The sequence below is a fragment of the Paenibacillus sp. S150 genome, assembly GCF_019352175.1.
GTDB lineage: Bacteria > Bacillota > Bacilli > Paenibacillales > Paenibacillaceae > Paenibacillus_AQ.
In genome coordinates this window covers 138,271-153,929 of record NZ_JACBYI010000010.1, presented here as the reverse complement: position 1 = coordinate 153,929, position 15,659 = coordinate 138,271, and the positions used below count along the sequence as shown (strand labels likewise).

Genomic DNA, 15,659 nt, shown 5'->3' with positions numbered 1-15,659 from the left:
TTATATGTAACTTTTGGGTATATTTTTACCATTAATTTAAGTTTAGCGGGCCGGAGAAACCCGCAAACGGCTGTCCGGGATGCTTTATAGCCTGAAATGGAGGCGCTGTATTCACAAAATAACCCCACAAAGCGGGGCCTTGGCTTCGATGATGACTCAGGTACTTTGCGGGGACCCCAAAACATATAAACCTGAATTTCGAAAGTGAATTGAACCCATCCAGATCGGACAAGGGATAAACCCTCTTTTTCCTTCACCCATTTGGTGCAAGCTGCTTTTAGCAAGAAATCTCTTCGTGTAGAGCTTTTTAGATGATTTGTGGATACTTACTTTCGAAATTCAGGATAAATTCTTATCTTTCAAGAAAGACGCCTATCAGCGTCCTATATTAAGAATGCTGCCATTTCAGTGGGGAGAAAAATCATTTCGCGCTGATTCCACCGCCCTGCCGGCTTCGGGCGAATTCAAAGGTACTTCTGCCTCTGATTTCACCGTCCAGCCGGCTTCGGGCGAAATCAAAGGTACTTCTGCCTTTGATTCCACCGTCCTGCCGGCTTCGGGCGAATTCAAAGGCACTTCTGCCTTTGATTCCACCGTCCTGCCGGCTTCGGGCGAATTCAAAGGTACTTCTGCCTTGATTCCACCGCCCAGCCGGCTTCGGGCGAATTCAAAGGCACTTCTGCCTCTGATTTCACCGTCCAGCCGGCTTCGGGCGAAATCAAAGGCACTTCTGCCTCTGATTTCACCGTCCTGCCGGCTTCGGGCGAAATCAAAGGTACTTCTGCCTCTGATTCCACCGTCCTGCCGGCTTCGGGCGAAATCAAAGGTACTTCTGCCTCTGATTTCACCGTCCAGCCGGCTTCGGGCGAATTCAAAGGTACTTCTGCCTTTGATTCCCTCTACCTGCCCGCTGCGGCCAACGCGCAATAGCGCAGTTTGCTTGGCCGAAGTCCCGATCCATTCTTTCATTTACAGCGCAGCCGTGAAATAACGGATAAGCTTCGCTTTCCCCAAAACCTATAAATTTTGATCTTTCAAGTGGAAACGGCTTCGCCGTCCTGATAAGAACGGTATCCGTTTCAGCGAGAAAGATAAGGCTAATTTTTAGCGTGAAACATATAAATTCTTATCTTTTAAGAAAAAGCGCTGCCGTTCCCTCTTGCGGTGGACGGCAGCGCTTTTGAATAATTCGTCAAACCCATTTACTTCGATACAGGAACAGCGTCATAATATTCTTCCAGCGTGATGCCCCGCTCCGCGATGGATGCCGCAATATCCTTGCCTACATAACGGACATGCCAAGGCTCATACATATATCCGGTGATCGCCTGCTTGCCTTCAGGGTAGCGGATAATGAAGCCGTACTCTGCGGCATGGGCGGCAAGCCAATTCGCTTCCCCGGTTCCGGCAAAGCAGCTTTCTGCGGCGCATTTGCCGTCAGTGCCGGAAAGGTCAATCGCAAGGCCCGTCTGATGCTCGCTGTGTCCGGGCACTGCGCTGTAGGTGCGGGCCTTCTCCTCCCCGTCCCTGGCTGCATAATTGTTAAACAGCCGGGTCTGTGTAGCTTCGGAACGGTAACCGGAAACCCCGGCCAGGTACACACCGTCTTGCTTCGCTCCTGCGAACATCTCCTCCAGCGCTTCCGCGGCGGCCTGGCGCAGCATGCGTTTCTCAATCTTCTCGGAGAAAATAAACGGGACATCGGGATAGACCAGATCCGCCGGCTTGTAGCCGTCCGGCAGCTTATACTGCTTATTGATCATTGCAGTCAGGCTCTCCGGCTCAGCGGCGGTAAGCTCGGCTGCTTCGTTGCCTGAACCCCCGCTCCCCGTATCGGACGGCTTATCCGTTGCGGCCGGCGAAGACGCGTTCGCGTCTGACTCCACCGGAGCATCAGGGGCTACAGCCGAGGGTTCGGGCGCCGGGTTTGGCTCAGCCTGAAGATCATTGCCCCCGCCTGCGGATGCCCCCTCTTCCTGTGAAGCCGAAGGGGAGGGGGATGAATACTTGCCGATTCCCCAGCCCACGGCAATGACAACGATGAATAAGATAATGATTTTTGCAGCTCTAGACATATACTGTTGCTTCCTCCCGGTAAGTTTATAAATGCTTCATGCGTTACTCTATCGGATATGAGTCTCAACTTTTATTATAGACAAGCTTTGCGTCCAAAATGTTTCAAAACCTTAAAATAACGGGCCAAGCCGGCAAACAGCCAAAAAAAAGTTACCACAGAACATCAGCCCGTGAGCCGACCGTCCTATGGTAACAAGTTTCGAGGCTGAAATCCAGCGCCTTTATCTGGAGGAGCCGCGGCCGCCCCGCGAGCCGCCGGAGCCGTTGCCATGACCGCCCCGCGAGGAGGCAGTGCCCCCGCTGCTGCGGCCGCCCGAAGCGGAGCCGCCTTTGCCGCCCTTGGAGCCGCTCCGCGAGCCGCCGCCTTTGGCGGCCGGCGCCGGCGGGCTCCAGCCGCCCGCATCATTGCCGCGGGCCACATTTGCTCTATGCTTAGGGCTGGCCTGGGCGCCGCCCGGGTTGTACCCCCTGCCGGAGCCTGCCCCTTTGGAGGCTCCGTAGCTGAAGCCTCCGGCTTCCGCGCCACGGGATACATTGGCGCTGTAGCCGCTGCTTGGGCCGCCTTTGGAACCGGCGGCCCCTCTGCCGCCGCGCTGGCCGGCGGCGTTCCCTCCGGCTGCATAGCCTGCAGCCGCACTGGCACTGCGGGCGTCGAAGCTGCCGTAGCCGCCCCCCGTTCTTGGCCTTGCCGCGCTTGTGCCGGCAGGCCCGCCGTCCCCCGGCGCAGCTGCCCCATAGGCGCTGCGCTTGCCGCCGCCAGCCGCTTCACCGCGGCTGCGGCCTTCTGCAGGCGCGCCCCAGCCGCCTGCTTCCTTGCCACGGCCGCGTCCGCCCGGCCGTGCTCCGGCTTCCGCGCGCGGAGCTCCGCCGCTGCGGCCCTGGCCACGGCCGCCGCGTCCACTGCGCGCCGCTTCCGGCGCGGCGTTCCGGCGTCCGCCGCGCGGCGAGCCGCCGCCCTGCACGGCGGTGAATCCGCCAACGCCGAATTCATCCTTCTCGTAGCGGCGGCGGTCCAGCTGCTGGGAAATGCCGTGCTCAATAAGATCGAGCCCGGCGCGTTCGCGCGGCGAAGAGAACGTGATCGCCAGTCCCTTGCCGCCTGCGCGCCCGGTCCGGCCGATCCGGTGAATGTAGCTGTCCGCATCCAGCGGCAGATCATAGTTGAAGACGTGGGTAATGCCTTCCACGTCCAGACCGCGGGCGGCAACGTCCGTGGCCACCAGCAGCTGCAGCTTCGCTTCGCGGAACCGCTTCATGACCGCCTCGCGTTTGCCCTGCGACAAATCGCCGTGCAGCTCGTCGCAATCATAGCCTGCCGCCTGCAATGTTTCGTTCAGCTTCGACACCCGGCGCTTCGTCCGGCAGAAAATAATCGCCAGATAAGGGCGGTCCCGCTCGATCAGAGCGATCAGCGCCTCTTCCTTGTTGCGGTCCGAGCACTCCACAACCTGCTGGCGGATATTGTCCAGCGGAATAGGAGAGCCGCTCTTAATAATGATATCCAGCGGCTCCTTCATGTAGTTGCTTGCCAGCCGCTTGACCGGGTCCGGCATCGTCGCAGAGAACAGCATCGTCTGGCGGCGGTAAGGCACAGCTGTAATAATTGTCTCCACATCCTCCAGAAAGCCCATATGCAGCATCTGGTCGGCCTCATCCAGCACGAGCATTTTGACCCCGCCCAGATCGAGCGTTCCCCTGCGCAGATGGTCAAGCAATCTGCCTGGTGTACCGATAATCAGATGTCTGCCGCCTTCCAGCTTGCGCAGCTGCTTCTCCACATCCTGCCCGCCGTAGACGGCCAGAATCTTAACTCCGGTTTGGCGCGCCAGCTTGCGCGCTTCCTCGGTAATCTGCAGCGCCAGCTCGCGTGTCGGCGCCATGATAAGCGCCTGCGGATACGCCTGCTCCACACGGATCTTGTCCATAATCGGCAGCAGGAAGGCCAGTGTCTTCCCGGTTCCCGTCTTCGCTCTCGCAATAACGTCCAGCCCTTGCACCAGCGGCGGGATCGCTTCCTCCTGCACCGGGGTCGGTTTAACGATACCCTGGCCCTGAAGCAGGCCGTTCAATAATTCAGAAACTCCCAATGCTTTAAAACCCGGCAATGTCTCCACCTCACAATTTCTTTAATGTTGTTCATACCTCTATAGACATCCATTTTCCGGAGTAATGACGCACTTGCGGATTTGTCCTGCAGTCAAGGAATGTCCTGCCGAAGCCCGGGTCGGTGATACCGTTGCCGCCAGGCATGCCCTCTCTCAAACAAAAGCGGAAGAACCCCGTCACCGGAGCCCTCCCGTCTCACTAGCCGTCCTTTAGCCCTGCAGATATGCGGTCCAAGGTTCGGTTTCTGGGGCAGCAGCGATCCACCGGACGTTCAGACGGCATTCCATTTGCGTTCCATTACACTCTGTGCCTTAGCTTCTAAAAGTGTGGTGATTTTGGTGGCCTACGGCAGAGTAGGGGTTTCCGCTCGCTGTTGCAGCCGGATTTTTGGGATTTTGTAACCCCCTATAGGGGGAAATCCGGGTACAAAGGCGACCGCTATCGCTGTTCAAGCTCCTATCGGCTCTCCGGACACTTTTTCACCACGCTTCCAAATAGAGCTAAGAAGCTGTCCTATACATTGTACTTGATCCCGCGCTGTTTGTGTGCAACTGCGTTAGATTATTTATTAGCCCGATTCGGCCGGCTAGAATCTCCCCGATTTAAATATGGAGTACAGCAGCCACAGAATCATCAGCAGGGCAACCGCAGAGCCGATTTCGACAATCGGGAAATCCCAGAGCAGTGAAGGCTCGCCGCGCAGGGAGGAGGCGATAATCAGCCCGGCCATAATAATGCTGAAGGCCAGCAGCACAATGCTGAACGACAGGCGGTTGCCCACCCGGCTAAGCTTGTGCTCAATCCCCTTCAGCTCGGGCAGCCCGATCTCCACCTTCAGCTTGCCCTTGCTGATCAGGGCGGACAGCTGCCGCGCCTGGGCGGGAAGCTCCACCAAACTTTCAGCAAGATCGGCTGCTCCACCCAGAATTTTGCGCTGCAGGCGGCTGCCGCTGAAGCGCTGCCTCACCAGCCGTCTGCCGAAGGGTTCGGCCATCTGCACAATGCTGAAGCCCGGATCGAGGTTGCCTACGACACCCTCCAGCGTCAGCATCGTCTTGCCGAGCATCGCCAAATCCGGAGGAATGACCAGCCGGTGCTTTCTGGCGATGCCGAACAGATCGTTCAGCGCCTTGCCGATGCTGACCTGTTTAAAGGGAATATCATAATAGGCCTCGCGCAGCCGGTCCATATCGTCATGCAGCGCCATCCGGTCGGCATTCTCGGGGATGATGCCCAGCCGCAGAATGGCCCTCACCATGGAATCCGTATTCTTGCGCATCAAGGCGATAACCAGCGCAGACAGGCTGTCCTTCATCTCCTCGCTGAGCCGCCCCACCATCCCGAAATCAATCAGCGCCAGCTTGCCGTCATCCATCCGCATGACATTGCCGGGATGAGGGTCGGCATGAAAAAAGCCATGGATAAAGATCTGGTTCAGCATCATCTCTACGAGCTGCTGGGCGAGCGTCTTAAGCTTCACGCCTTTCAGCAGCAGTTCCTCGCGGTGGTTCAAGGTGATGCCTTCGACATATTCCATCGTCAGCACACGCATGGAGCAGTAATCCCAATAAATCGCCGGGATATACACTGGATCATGTTCAGTGAGCTGCCCGGCAATCCGCTCCGCATTCCGCCCTTCCTGGCCGTAATCCAGCTCGGCCAGCAGAGCGCGGGAGAATTCCTCGACCATCCGCGTCAGCCCGTATTGCTTGGCCCAGTCCATCTTTCTCTCGGCCAGGGCACTGAGGTCCTGAAGAATTTCCAGATCCCGTGTCATGGTCCGCATCACGCCCGGACGCTGTATTTTGACCGCCACACTCTGTCCGCCATGCAGTACGGCCCGGTGGACCTGACCGATGGAAGCCGCAGCGAGCGGTGAATTCTCAAAGTAACTGAACAGTTCATCAACAGGCTGGTCAAGCTCCTGCTCCAGAATATTGCGCGCGGTATCCGCAGAGAACGGAGGCACGCTGTCCTGAAGCTTCACCAGTTCCTGAATAATGGCATCGGGCAGCAGATCGGAGCGGGTACTGGCCAGCTGGCCCAGCTTCACAAAGGTTGGTCCCAGATCCTCCAGTACCCGGCGCACCCGCTCGCCCAGCGTCAGACTCTCGTGAACCTCCTGGGTAATAATCCTCCGCGGAAGGGACAGCAGGTGATAGAGGCCGAGTTCTTCCACCATATAGCCGAAGCCATGACGCATAAGCGCCATGGCAATAGACCGGTACCTTCCGGCATGTCTGATACGTACCGCCATTTAGTCCGTACGCGTTTCCGGCAATGTCTCTTCCAGGGAAGGGGCACCCTCCAGCTCGGCCACACGGCGCTCCAGGACGGCAATCCGCGCTTCCAGCCCGGCAACATCGCTCTGGACAGGGATTTTGAGCTCCTTCAGCACACGCTCAACCTGCTCATGAACCGCAGACTTGAACACACCGCGTTCTTCCTCGCCCCGTTCCACGAGCCGGTCGACAAGCGCCTTGGATTCCGAGGGCGCAAGCTCGCCCCGCTTCACCAGCTCTTCAACTACCTTCTCTACCTTTTCCTTGCTGACAATGGTGAGGCCTACTCCTAAAGAGATTGCTTTCTTGAACAAATCACTCATGGCACTTTCCTCCCAAAGATTCCAGTTATGGATAGAGTATACCCCTAAGCGGGCAATTTCACAAAACTCAAGCCTTTTATATGCCAAAGGATTTCAAATTATCTGGGAATCCGCGCCGCCCAGGCGGCCGCACGCAGAATCAGCTGGCGGATCGCCGGATGCGTGAAGGAAGGCTCATGATGCCCTGGCATCAGAAATACCACCCGTCCAAGCCCATAGCTGTGGCACCAGGCCGCCGGGTGCATTTCACCATCTGCCTCGTACTCAAGCAATAGGGTCTTCTCCGTAAACGGGTCGAATTCGAAAGTGTACGGCTCCTCATCCAGCTGGAAATCTTCAATACCCTCGGTAATATCATGCTCCCGTACTTTGAAATTCAGCGGAGTATACGGCGGATGTCCGGTGAATTTGCCGCCGATCAGCTGCGCCAGCTCATAGCGCTTGCCCAGGGAAATTCCGGTATGCAGCACGATCAGGCCTCCTCCTCCGCTCACATAACTCAGGAGACCGGCAGTTTGCTGGGGAGATACCGTTTCATTCCACAACTCATTGTATGCGATGCACAGATCATATCCAGCCAGATGCTCGCTTAGCAGCAGTTTTTTATTCTCCGAGCACTGAACAATCAGCAGATCATTCAGAATTTCACTGATTTGTTTGTCCACGCCCTGCAGCGGATGGAATCGGGGGTGGGTATAATCACCCAAAAGCAGACATTTTCTCTTCTCCATAGGGGTCCTCCTCCTTCTTTCTATATCTGTAGTTGTTCTTAATTGCCTATATTCTAAGTAAAATGGCAGTGGATGTCCATTCCCGGCAATACGAATGTCTCTTCCCGGAAGATTGGAGATATTAAGGCCTATATAGACTGAACCAGCGATTTTTATTGGGGGAGCTGTCCCTGACGGCGCGGAATATTCGGACTTCCTGGCCGCTTGCGGATTTCTTGATTTATACCACTCTCGCGGTGGCAATTCTCAGACAAAGGCGGCCGCTTCCGCTCCTAAAGTTTTAAACCCCCTCCGGGTCCAATCTATACGGCGGCCAATCAGCGGTGTTCCGATATATATTTGCCAAGCTCCACAAACATGCTTCCCATACGTTCATGCGCAGGCAACACAATTCGCGTTACCCCTTCCTCCTTCAGGGATTCCGAGGTGATGCGCCCTACGGATACAGCCAGCACCCTGTCTGCAAAGGCCTCAACAAGCTCCTGAAGCTTGCCCTGCTCCCGTGCATACTGAGCCAGAAAACGAAATTGCGGAGCGCTGGTGAAGGCGACCGCATCAACCCGCCCCTCTGTAATATCGCCATACAGCCGGGCCAGCGCCCCAGGCTCTGGGGGCGTATGAAGGTAGGGCTCGACTTGAAGGACAGCCGCTCCCGCCTCCTTCAGCCAGGCAACCAGACGGGGGGCAGGATCGCCGTGCAGCTGAAGCGCAACCGATTTGCCTTTCAGGTTCCAGTCTCTCAGGCCCCGGATCAGCCCGGCCGTGCTGCCGTCATCATCTCGCACTTCAGGCTGCAGTCCCCGTTTCTTCAGCGCATTGACCGTCTTGTAGCCGCGCGCAGCAATCGGCGATGCGGAGAGAACCTCCAGAAAGCGCTTCTCCAGCCCCATTTTCTCCGCCATTCCAAACAGGGCGTCCAGACCCATTCCTGTCGTCAGAACAGCAAGGTCAGGCGGACGGGTTGTCCAGGCGGCGATTCCTTCCCGCAGCGCCTCATCATCCAGGAACACCGTGCCTTGGGCAGGACGGTACAGTGCCGTGCCTCCCATATTCTGCACCAGCTTGGCCATTTCCTCTGCTTTGCGCGGACCGGCGAGGGCTACGGTAATGCCCTGCAATTGCTCTGCCATACGCTCTTCTCTCCTTCATCAGACCAGACATTATTGTTTATCAGTATACTTGCATTGGACGGAAAAAGAAAAGATGCAACGCAATTCCTGTCTCAAGGTTTAGCCGAATACAGCTTGAAACGTCCCACGAGCTTCTGCAGCTCTTCGGCAAGATGGCTGAGATCGGACGAGGAGGACGCAATCTCCTCCACCGAAGCAAGCTGCTGCTCGGCAGCTGCGGAAATCGTCTCTGTACTGCCGGCTGCCTCATGGGAGATCGCCTGAATCTCGCCGATTGCTCCCTGCATGCTGACAGCCTCCGCCGTCAGTGTATCGACGGCTCCCACCATGGCTTCAATCTTCTCCGCGGCCCCTTTAACGGCTCTGCGGATTCGGGAGAAGGAGCGCCCGGTAGTGTCCACCGCAAGAATTCCCTCCGACACCTTGCTCCGTGCATCCTCCATCGTCGACGTTGCCTGCTGCATCTCCGTATGAATGGAAGAAATCTGTTCAGCGATCCGGTGCGCCGATTTCTCCGATTCTTCGGCCAGCTTGCGGACCTCGGATGCAACTACTGCGAAGCCCCTGCCCTGCTCACCGGCTCTGGCCGCTTCTATGGAGGCATTGAGCGCCAGCAGGTTGGTCTGCCGGGCGATTCCGGTAATCAGCCCGACAATCCCGTGGATCTGACCCGTCCGGTCGTTCAGCTTGCCAATCACCCCGCTGAGCTCCTCCATGGTCTCGTGAATGCCGTTGATTTTGTCCACCACGCTGATGACCGAATCATTGCCCTCCGAAGCGGACAGCAGAGTCTTGTCCATCATCCCCGACACCTGCTGCATGAACCCGGAGAGATGCTCCACTTCGCTTGCGGTTGCCGCAGTGCTCTCCGTACCTCTCTGCACACTGTGCACCTGCCGCTCCGTGCCTGCCGCTACCTCCTGAATTGCAATCGTTACATGTTCTATGGCCTTCGTCGTCTGCTCCGCCCCGGCGGTCAGCTCCTCGGCAGAGGCGGACACATTGTCGGTCATCTCCTGCACGCCGGTTATCATGTCGCGCAGGTTCACAACCATAGAACGGAAATTGTCAGCCAGGAGGCCGATCTCATCTCTGCTGAATTCACCGATATCCTCCGACAGATCTCCCTGGGCAATCACCTCTGTTGCCTTGCGCAGGCGGGTCAGCGGCTTCACAATTGAGGACACGTTGAAATAAATCACCACAAGCGCAAGCAATACAGAGATTGTGATTACGAGAAGCGCCGTATCGCGGATCCCGTTCGTTGCGGCGGTCACCTCATTTTTACTGATCGTCCCCCCGATTCTCCAGCCTGTAAGCCCGTTCACCATATAGGTCATTTTTTGGGGAGCATCCTTGTAGACATAATCAAAGGAACCGCTCTCCCCCTCAAACATCTGCTTCACGAAACCGAGCGAGGATTCCTGGCCAATAGCTTCTGCAGGATGTACGAGAAACTTCTTGCTGCTGTCGAGAAGCAGTATGTATCCTTCCTTGCCTACCCTAATGTTCGTCAGCTCAGCCAGCTCAGCCAAATTAAGATCCAGAGCCATCACTCCGTTGCCATCTTCGAGCACTGCGGAAATTGCAATTGCCGTCTCATTATTTACGGTCTGGAATGCCGGAGAGATCACAATTCCCTTGCCATGCTTCAGGGCACTGACATAAGAGTTCTCCAGCCGCGGATCATAGCCGTCCGGAAATGCGGCATCTGAAGCATGCACCGCCTGTCCCCGGCTGGTTGCCACATAAATATCCAGCACATCGGGATGAAGTGCCGCATACTCCTTCAAGCGGGCTTTTACTGCAGTGTTCCCCTCTCCGGCTGGCCCTTCATTAACAGTCTCGGAGGAAAGCTGACTGGCATAATACTGGATATCATTAATTTTGGATTGAATATTGGCGTTGATGGTCTTGTTGACCGCGCTTACACTCTCCGTCGCATTGTTCAAAAGCTGGTCTTCCACTTGATTGCTGGCCGATTGATAGGTTTGCCAGCCAATGATGATGCCCGGCACCAGAAGTATAAGCAGATATGTAATAATAAGCTTCATCCGGATGGTCATACGCGACTTATGTTTCATTCGCAATCTCACTCTCGCTTTCATTCGGGTCTAAAGTAGGTCATATTCTGCTGTCTAAATATATAATTATATATCGGCCGCGGAAACCCTCTTTTCTGTGTCGATTCTTCATTATTATCATACTTTTCCCGTGAATTTTTATATAACCGCAGTAAAAAGACCGCTTCTTTGAAAACGGTCTTTTATTATATGCATATAAGTTTTACAGGGACTAAGGTCATGCCTTCATCCGGCAACTACTGACGCTTGCCTATTTTGTTCTTGCAGACCGGACATACTCCTCCGAACACCACATGCGCATGGGTGATCGAATAACCGGTCTCCTCGCTCACCTTATCCGTCCAATCTTGCGGCACCTGGGTCATGACCTCATCCACCGCGCCGCACACCTCACACATGATATGCTGATGATCGTCAAGTCGGGCATCATAGCGGCTGGCGGCTTCTCCCAGCTTAAGCTCGCGGATCATTTGTTTGTCGGAAAGATAGCGCAGAGAATTATATACGGTCCCGTATGCGAGATTATGCCCCTGTTCTACCAGGCGGTTCATTACTTCTGCAGCGGTAGGATGGTCATGCGAGTTCCGGACAATATCATATACGGCTTGACGCTGGGAGGTCAGATTCAGGGTCTTCATCTTCATCATCCTCATATTTATTTTTAGATCAAGTATAAATCCAGTTGGCGCCAGCGTCAATGAGTAAGACTGGGTATAGGCTGTCCCACACTCCATCTCCGTCTCTTTGTTCCAGTGCCGGGTGCCATAGCGCAGACCTGCCCAAGGGTTCAAGGCCGCTTTGCTGGCTTTTGGACAGCAGGGCTGTGGCAACCGTGTTCATTCTCCCTCCGAATCCGTCCTTAAGGATACTCCGCCTTATTTTGGCACTGCCATCCTTATTTCATGCGCCCTTTCCCTTCCGGGTTTCTTTTGGCGGGAGTGTGGTAATAAATGAAATGAATCTTGCACCGCTGGAGAAAACTGAAATGGAGGAAATCAGGGATGAACAATACACCAGAGCTCTCGCAGAGTCTGCCGCAATTCCCGCAATCGCTATGGAGGGACCGCAATGGGCTGCCTTCTTTTCCACGGCTTGCGGAAGATCATGCTGCCGATGTGGCGGTTGTCGGCGGCGGAATTACCGGGATTACGACAGCCTATCTGCTGATCAAGGCCGGATACGAGGTAACGCTGCTGGAGGCAGGCGAGCTGCTTGCCGGCACGACCGGATTTACAAGCGCCAAAATTTCCGCCCAGCACGGTCTGATCTATCATGATCTGCTCAAGAATTTCGGGGAGGACGCGGCCCGGCTGTACTTCCAGTCGAACAGCGAGGCGCTGGAATGGATGATTGCCACGGCGGAAGAACTGGATATCGACTGCGGGATTACACGCGAAGCGGCTTATCTCTATGCAGATCAACGCGATAAAAAGACGCTGAAGCAGCTGGAGGCTGAATTTGAGGCTTACGATAAGCTCGGACTTCCGGGCGAGTGGCTGGACCACATTTCTTTGCCGCTGTTGGCAGGCGGTGCGATCAAGCTGCCTGGACAAGCGAGATTCCACCCGCTTCAGTACCTTAAGGGACTGCTGGATGTTATTTTGGCGAAGGGCGGGATTATTTACGAGCATACGATGATCGGTGAACAGGTGGACAAAGACGGCGGTGCGCTCACGCTCTATACGGAGCAGGGGAAGCATAGGGTCAAGTGCCGCCATGCTGTATCGGCTTCCCACTTTCCTTTTTATGACGGGGGCGCCCTGTATTTCTCGCGTTTGCATGCGGAGCGCTCCTATTGCCTGGCCATTGAGCCGGAAACCGGATATGAGGGCGGAATGTACCTGAGCGCCGGAGAACCCACCCGTTCGCTGCGGGCAGTAGAATGGAATGACAAGAGGCTGGTCATTGTTGGAGGTGACAACCATAAGACGGGACATGGCATCTGCACCTACGGCCATTATGAGAATCTGGAGCGGTTCGCCGGGGAATTGCCGGGCATCCGCAGCCTTCCCTTCCGTTGGTCCGCCCAGGACCTCATCACCCTGGACCGGGTGCCTTATATCGGCAAAACAGCCGATGATGAGGAGATTTATATCGCCACCGGCTTCGGCAAATGGGGCATGACGAACGGAACCCTGGCCGCGCAAATGATCGCGGACGGCATCCTGCGGCGCCGCAATCCTTACACTGAGCTGTACGATCCTTCGCGCTTCAAGGCCCGGCCTTCAATCAAAAACTTTCTCGTCCAGAACGCCAACGCCGCCAAGGAGCTGGTTGCCGGCAAAGTGAAGATCGTGCACAAAAAGACGCATGATCTGGAACCGGATCAAGGTGCGGTCGTCTTCCATGACGGCAAGCGCGTCGGGGCTTACCGCGACCCCGGGGGCCAGCTGCATCTGGTGGACAGAACCTGTACCCATCTGGGCTGCGAGTGCGAATGGAATGACGGAGAGCGCTCCTGGGACTGCCCTTGCCACGGCTCCCGCTTCTCCTATCGGGGAGAGGTTCTGGAAGGTCCGGCCACAGTTCCGCTAACAAAGCTGGATGCGGAGGAGTAAGCGGAGAAGCGGCCTGAAGAAGTTGGCCCAGACTTCAATGTTTGGGCCTTACATGCTGCGGGCGCCGCGGTAAAGCGCGGTGAGAAGATGCATGCGGAGCAGTGCTGGAGAACCTATGCCAAAATAAGTTACCGGAATGAACGGATCGTACGCTTCTCTAAACGATCCGCGCGCAGGCGAAATGAAGCAAGGCTTCATAGTTCCGTGTCTTCCTTCAAAGCGAACAACAGCCCGCATACCTTTTTTCTAAGTGTCCAGTCTATAGGTGCGCGTGTAGCGGGCTTTTTTGGCATTTTGCGCTTATTCCCTGTAGGTGCGGAGTGGGCAAGCTGGGCGTCCGGCGGCTCCCTTCCCAACGCTTACTTCCACACTCATTCGCTTACTCTTTCTCGCTGTGTGAGATTATTCGCAAGATTACAGCAGCGCGACCCGAATTAACGGCAGAAATGCCGTTGTTGAGGCAAAGCTGGCCCGCGCGATCCGAATTAACGGCAGAAATGCCGTTGTTGAGGCAAAGCTGGCCCGCGCGACCCGAATTAACGGCAGAAATGCCGTTGTTGAGGCAAAGCTGGCCCGTGCGACCCGAATTAACGGCAGAAATGCCGTTGTTGAGGCAAAGCTAGCCCGCGCGACCCGAATTAACGGCAGAAATGCCGTTGTTGAGGCAAACCTGGCCCGCGCGATCCGAATTAACGGCAGAAATGCCGTTGTTGAGGCAAAGCTGGCCCATGCGATCCGAATTAACGGCAGAAATGCCGTTGTTGAGGCGGGGATGGCCCGCGCGATCCGAATTAACGGCAGAAATGCCGTTGTTGAGGCGAAAGATGCAGTAACTGAGTGTGCGGGTCTTGGGTGTTGCGGGTCTTGGGCGCGCACTACTTGATTGTGCGGTTTTGGGCGTGCAAAGCGGGTAGCTTACTTCCCCGGAGCCGCCCAATAATTGGGCATTTACGGATTAATTTCCGTCTGCATCCGCCCCACTGTGTGATTCTCCCTTCCCGCTCGGGTATAATGGGAGCTGAACAGGAGCTTCATTAATATGTATTGCAAAGGGAGCGTGACGTTAGGCTATGGATTTGAGAGGAAAAAGTATTGTCATTACTGGGGCCGGCAAGGGAATCGGCAAGGCCCTGGCCCTGGTGCTCGCCAAGGAGGGCGCGAATCTGGGCTTGATTTCCAGAACATCGGCTGATCTGGAGGCACTGAAGTCGGCGCTGACCGAGGTATATAATGTGAAGGTAAGCATTGCCGTGGCGGATATCTCCGTCCGCGAAGAAGCAGAACGGGCGGTCGTCTCCCTTCAGAATGACCTCGGCGTATTCGACGCGCTGATCAACAATGCGGGGATCGCCAAGTTCGGTACCTTTCTGGAAATGGAACCCGCGGACTGGGAACGCCATATGCAGATCAACCTGTTCGGCACCTACTATGTGACCCGGGCAGCTCTGCCCGCAATGATCGAGCGCAATAGCGGCAATATTATTAACATTTCTTCTACCGCCGGAGAACGGGGCTTCGCCACCGGCTCTGCCTACTGCGCTTCCAAGTTCGCACTGATGGGCATGACGGAAGCGCTGGCCCAGGAAGTGCGCAAACACAACATCCGCGTGGCCGCACTCACGCCGAGTACTGTCAACACCGGACTGGCAGAGAATGCCGGCCTAAAAATCGGCGACGAGGACCGGATGATGCAGCCTGAGGATGTAGCTGAGCTGACCTTGGCCGCCCTGAAGCTGCCTGACCGCGTCTTCCTGAAGACTGCGGGGATCTGGACTACTAATCCCCAGTAAGCGGAAGAGACGGCCAGTTCTTTCATTTGTTACTGCACATAAGACCCATCACTTCACTGAACCTTTGAGGGAGGACTGCTCATGATTGTAGTTACGAATACCATTAAGGTTAAGGAAGGACATGCAGATGCCCTGGCCAGCCGTTTTGGAGAACCGGGCGGTGTACAGGACATGCCAGGCTTCATCCGACTGGAAGTATGGCACGGCGCACCCAAGGACGGCGCGGAAGAGCTGAAGATCTGTACCACTTGGGAAAACGAGGAAGCGTTTAAGGGATGGACTTCCAGCCCCGCCTTCCGCGGGTCACATCGAGGGGCCGGCAAAAATGAGAACATCCTGGGCGCCTCGCTCGATAAATACGAGTTGCTGATCAGCCGCAACTCTGAAAACTAGGCAAGCCCGGCAGAGGAACGCAAACGGCACAGACGGCAAGCACAGTGCAGCAGCTAGATAGCGGAATTTTTGCACTTGATTCAACGCCTGGCCCGCCTGCGCCCGTCATCCGCTCACAACGGCATTTCGGCTGTTGATGGCTCTCTAACCCGCACAGGGATGCCCTGCCGACCTATACGGTACAGC

Annotated in this window: 12 protein-coding genes; 3 read left to right on the top strand and 9 right to left on the bottom strand. The window is 56.0% G+C overall.

The window, feature by feature from the left end; genetic code table 11:
* Window positions 1–405 precede the first annotated feature (405 nt).
* The 9 genes from HYD27_RS12450 to HYD27_RS12410 all read right to left on the bottom strand — a co-directional run bounded on the left by HYD27_RS12450 (window position 406) and on the right by HYD27_RS12410 (window position 11,370).
* Window positions 406–969: a hypothetical protein gene (locus tag HYD27_RS12450; RefSeq protein WP_219215514.1), complete on the bottom strand. Its 564-nt coding sequence runs from the start codon at window positions 967–969 to the stop codon at window positions 406–408.
* Window positions 970–1,202: 233 nt separating this feature from the next.
* Complete coding sequence (locus tag HYD27_RS12445) at window positions 1,203–2,075, bottom strand: M15 family metallopeptidase (RefSeq protein WP_219215512.1); 873 nt, start codon at window positions 2,073–2,075, stop codon at window positions 1,203–1,205.
* Between the two features lie 222 nt (window positions 2,076–2,297).
* On the bottom strand, window positions 2,298–4,181 hold the full coding sequence (locus tag HYD27_RS12440; protein ID WP_219215511.1) for a DEAD/DEAH box helicase: 1,884 nt from the start codon (window positions 4,179–4,181) through the stop codon (window positions 2,298–2,300).
* 587 nt (window positions 4,182–4,768) lie between these two features.
* Window positions 4,769–6,439, bottom strand: a complete 1,671-nt coding sequence (locus tag HYD27_RS12435; protein WP_219215509.1) for an ABC1 kinase family protein — start codon at window positions 6,437–6,439, stop codon at window positions 4,769–4,771.
* A complete protein-coding gene (locus HYD27_RS12430) occupies window positions 6,440–6,787 on the bottom strand; it encodes a phasin family protein (RefSeq protein ID WP_219215508.1) in 348 nt (115 codons plus the stop codon).
* A 98-nt stretch (window positions 6,788–6,885) separates the two neighbouring features.
* Complete coding sequence (locus HYD27_RS12425; RefSeq protein ID WP_219215506.1) at window positions 6,886–7,518, bottom strand: ThuA domain-containing protein; 633 nt, start codon at window positions 7,516–7,518, stop codon at window positions 6,886–6,888.
* Between the two features lie 317 nt (window positions 7,519–7,835).
* Window positions 7,836–8,648 carry a uroporphyrinogen-III synthase gene (locus tag HYD27_RS12420; RefSeq protein ID WP_219215503.1) on the bottom strand — a complete coding sequence of 271 codons (813 nt, stop codon included), beginning with the start codon at window positions 8,646–8,648 and terminating at the stop codon, window positions 7,836–7,838.
* Between the two features lie 92 nt (window positions 8,649–8,740).
* Window positions 8,741–10,732 (bottom strand): methyl-accepting chemotaxis protein, encoded by a 1,992-nt coding sequence (locus HYD27_RS12415; protein WP_219215501.1) that lies wholly within the window; start codon window positions 10,730–10,732, stop codon window positions 8,741–8,743.
* A gap of 236 nt (window positions 10,733–10,968) precedes the next feature.
* Entirely contained in the window at window positions 10,969–11,370 is a 402-nt protein-coding gene (locus tag HYD27_RS12410) for a Fur family transcriptional regulator (protein ID WP_219215500.1), read from the bottom strand.
* Window positions 11,371–11,733: 363 nt separating this feature from the next.
* Here HYD27_RS12410 and HYD27_RS12405 point away from each other — a divergent pair, with 363 nt between their 5' ends.
* The 3 genes from HYD27_RS12405 (at window position 11,734) to HYD27_RS12395 (ending at window position 15,473) form a co-directional block, all read left to right on the top strand.
* The gene (locus HYD27_RS12405; protein WP_219215498.1) at window positions 11,734–13,290 is read left to right on the top strand and encodes an FAD-dependent oxidoreductase; all 1,557 of its coding nucleotides are present in this window, start codon (window positions 11,734–11,736) and stop codon (window positions 13,288–13,290) included.
* Between the two features lie 1,070 nt (window positions 13,291–14,360).
* The gene (locus tag HYD27_RS12400) at window positions 14,361–15,080 is read left to right on the top strand and encodes a 3-ketoacyl-ACP reductase (RefSeq protein WP_219215496.1); all 720 of its coding nucleotides are present in this window, start codon (window positions 14,361–14,363) and stop codon (window positions 15,078–15,080) included.
* 81 nt (window positions 15,081–15,161) lie between these two features.
* Window positions 15,162–15,473, top strand: coding sequence for an antibiotic biosynthesis monooxygenase (locus HYD27_RS12395; RefSeq protein ID WP_219215494.1), 312 nt, complete (start codon window positions 15,162–15,164; stop codon window positions 15,471–15,473).
* The last annotated feature ends 186 nt before the right edge of the window (window positions 15,474–15,659 follow it).

Excerpts from the sequence above, each read along its gene's own strand:
- HYD27_RS12430 (WP_219215508.1), bottom strand. The coding sequence starts at position 6,787 with ATGAGTGATTTGTTCAAGAAAGCAATCTCTTTAGGAGTAGGCCTCACC.
- HYD27_RS12450 (WP_219215514.1), bottom strand. The coding sequence starts at position 969 with ATGAAAGAATGGATCGGGACTTCGGCCAAGCAAACTGCGCTATTGCGC.
- HYD27_RS12445 (WP_219215512.1), bottom strand. The coding sequence starts at position 2,075 with ATGTCTAGAGCTGCAAAAATCATTATCTTATTCATCGTTGTCATTGCC.
- HYD27_RS12435 (WP_219215509.1), bottom strand. The coding sequence starts at position 6,439 with ATGGCGGTACGTATCAGACATGCCGGAAGGTACCGGTCTATTGCCATG.
- HYD27_RS12405 (WP_219215498.1), top strand. The coding sequence starts at position 11,734 with ATGAACAATACACCAGAGCTCTCGCAGAGTCTGCCGCAATTCCCGCAA.
- HYD27_RS12425 (WP_219215506.1), bottom strand. The coding sequence starts at position 7,518 with ATGGAGAAGAGAAAATGTCTGCTTTTGGGTGATTATACCCACCCCCGA.
- HYD27_RS12410 (WP_219215500.1), bottom strand. The coding sequence starts at position 11,370 with ATGAAGACCCTGAATCTGACCTCCCAGCGTCAAGCCGTATATGATATT.
- HYD27_RS12400 (WP_219215496.1), top strand. The coding sequence starts at position 14,361 with ATGGATTTGAGAGGAAAAAGTATTGTCATTACTGGGGCCGGCAAGGGA.
- HYD27_RS12420 (WP_219215503.1), bottom strand. The coding sequence starts at position 8,648 with ATGGCAGAGCAATTGCAGGGCATTACCGTAGCCCTCGCCGGTCCGCGC.
- HYD27_RS12395 (WP_219215494.1), top strand. The coding sequence starts at position 15,162 with ATGATTGTAGTTACGAATACCATTAAGGTTAAGGAAGGACATGCAGAT.
- HYD27_RS12415 (WP_219215501.1), bottom strand. The coding sequence starts at position 10,732 with ATGAAACATAAGTCGCGTATGACCATCCGGATGAAGCTTATTATTACA.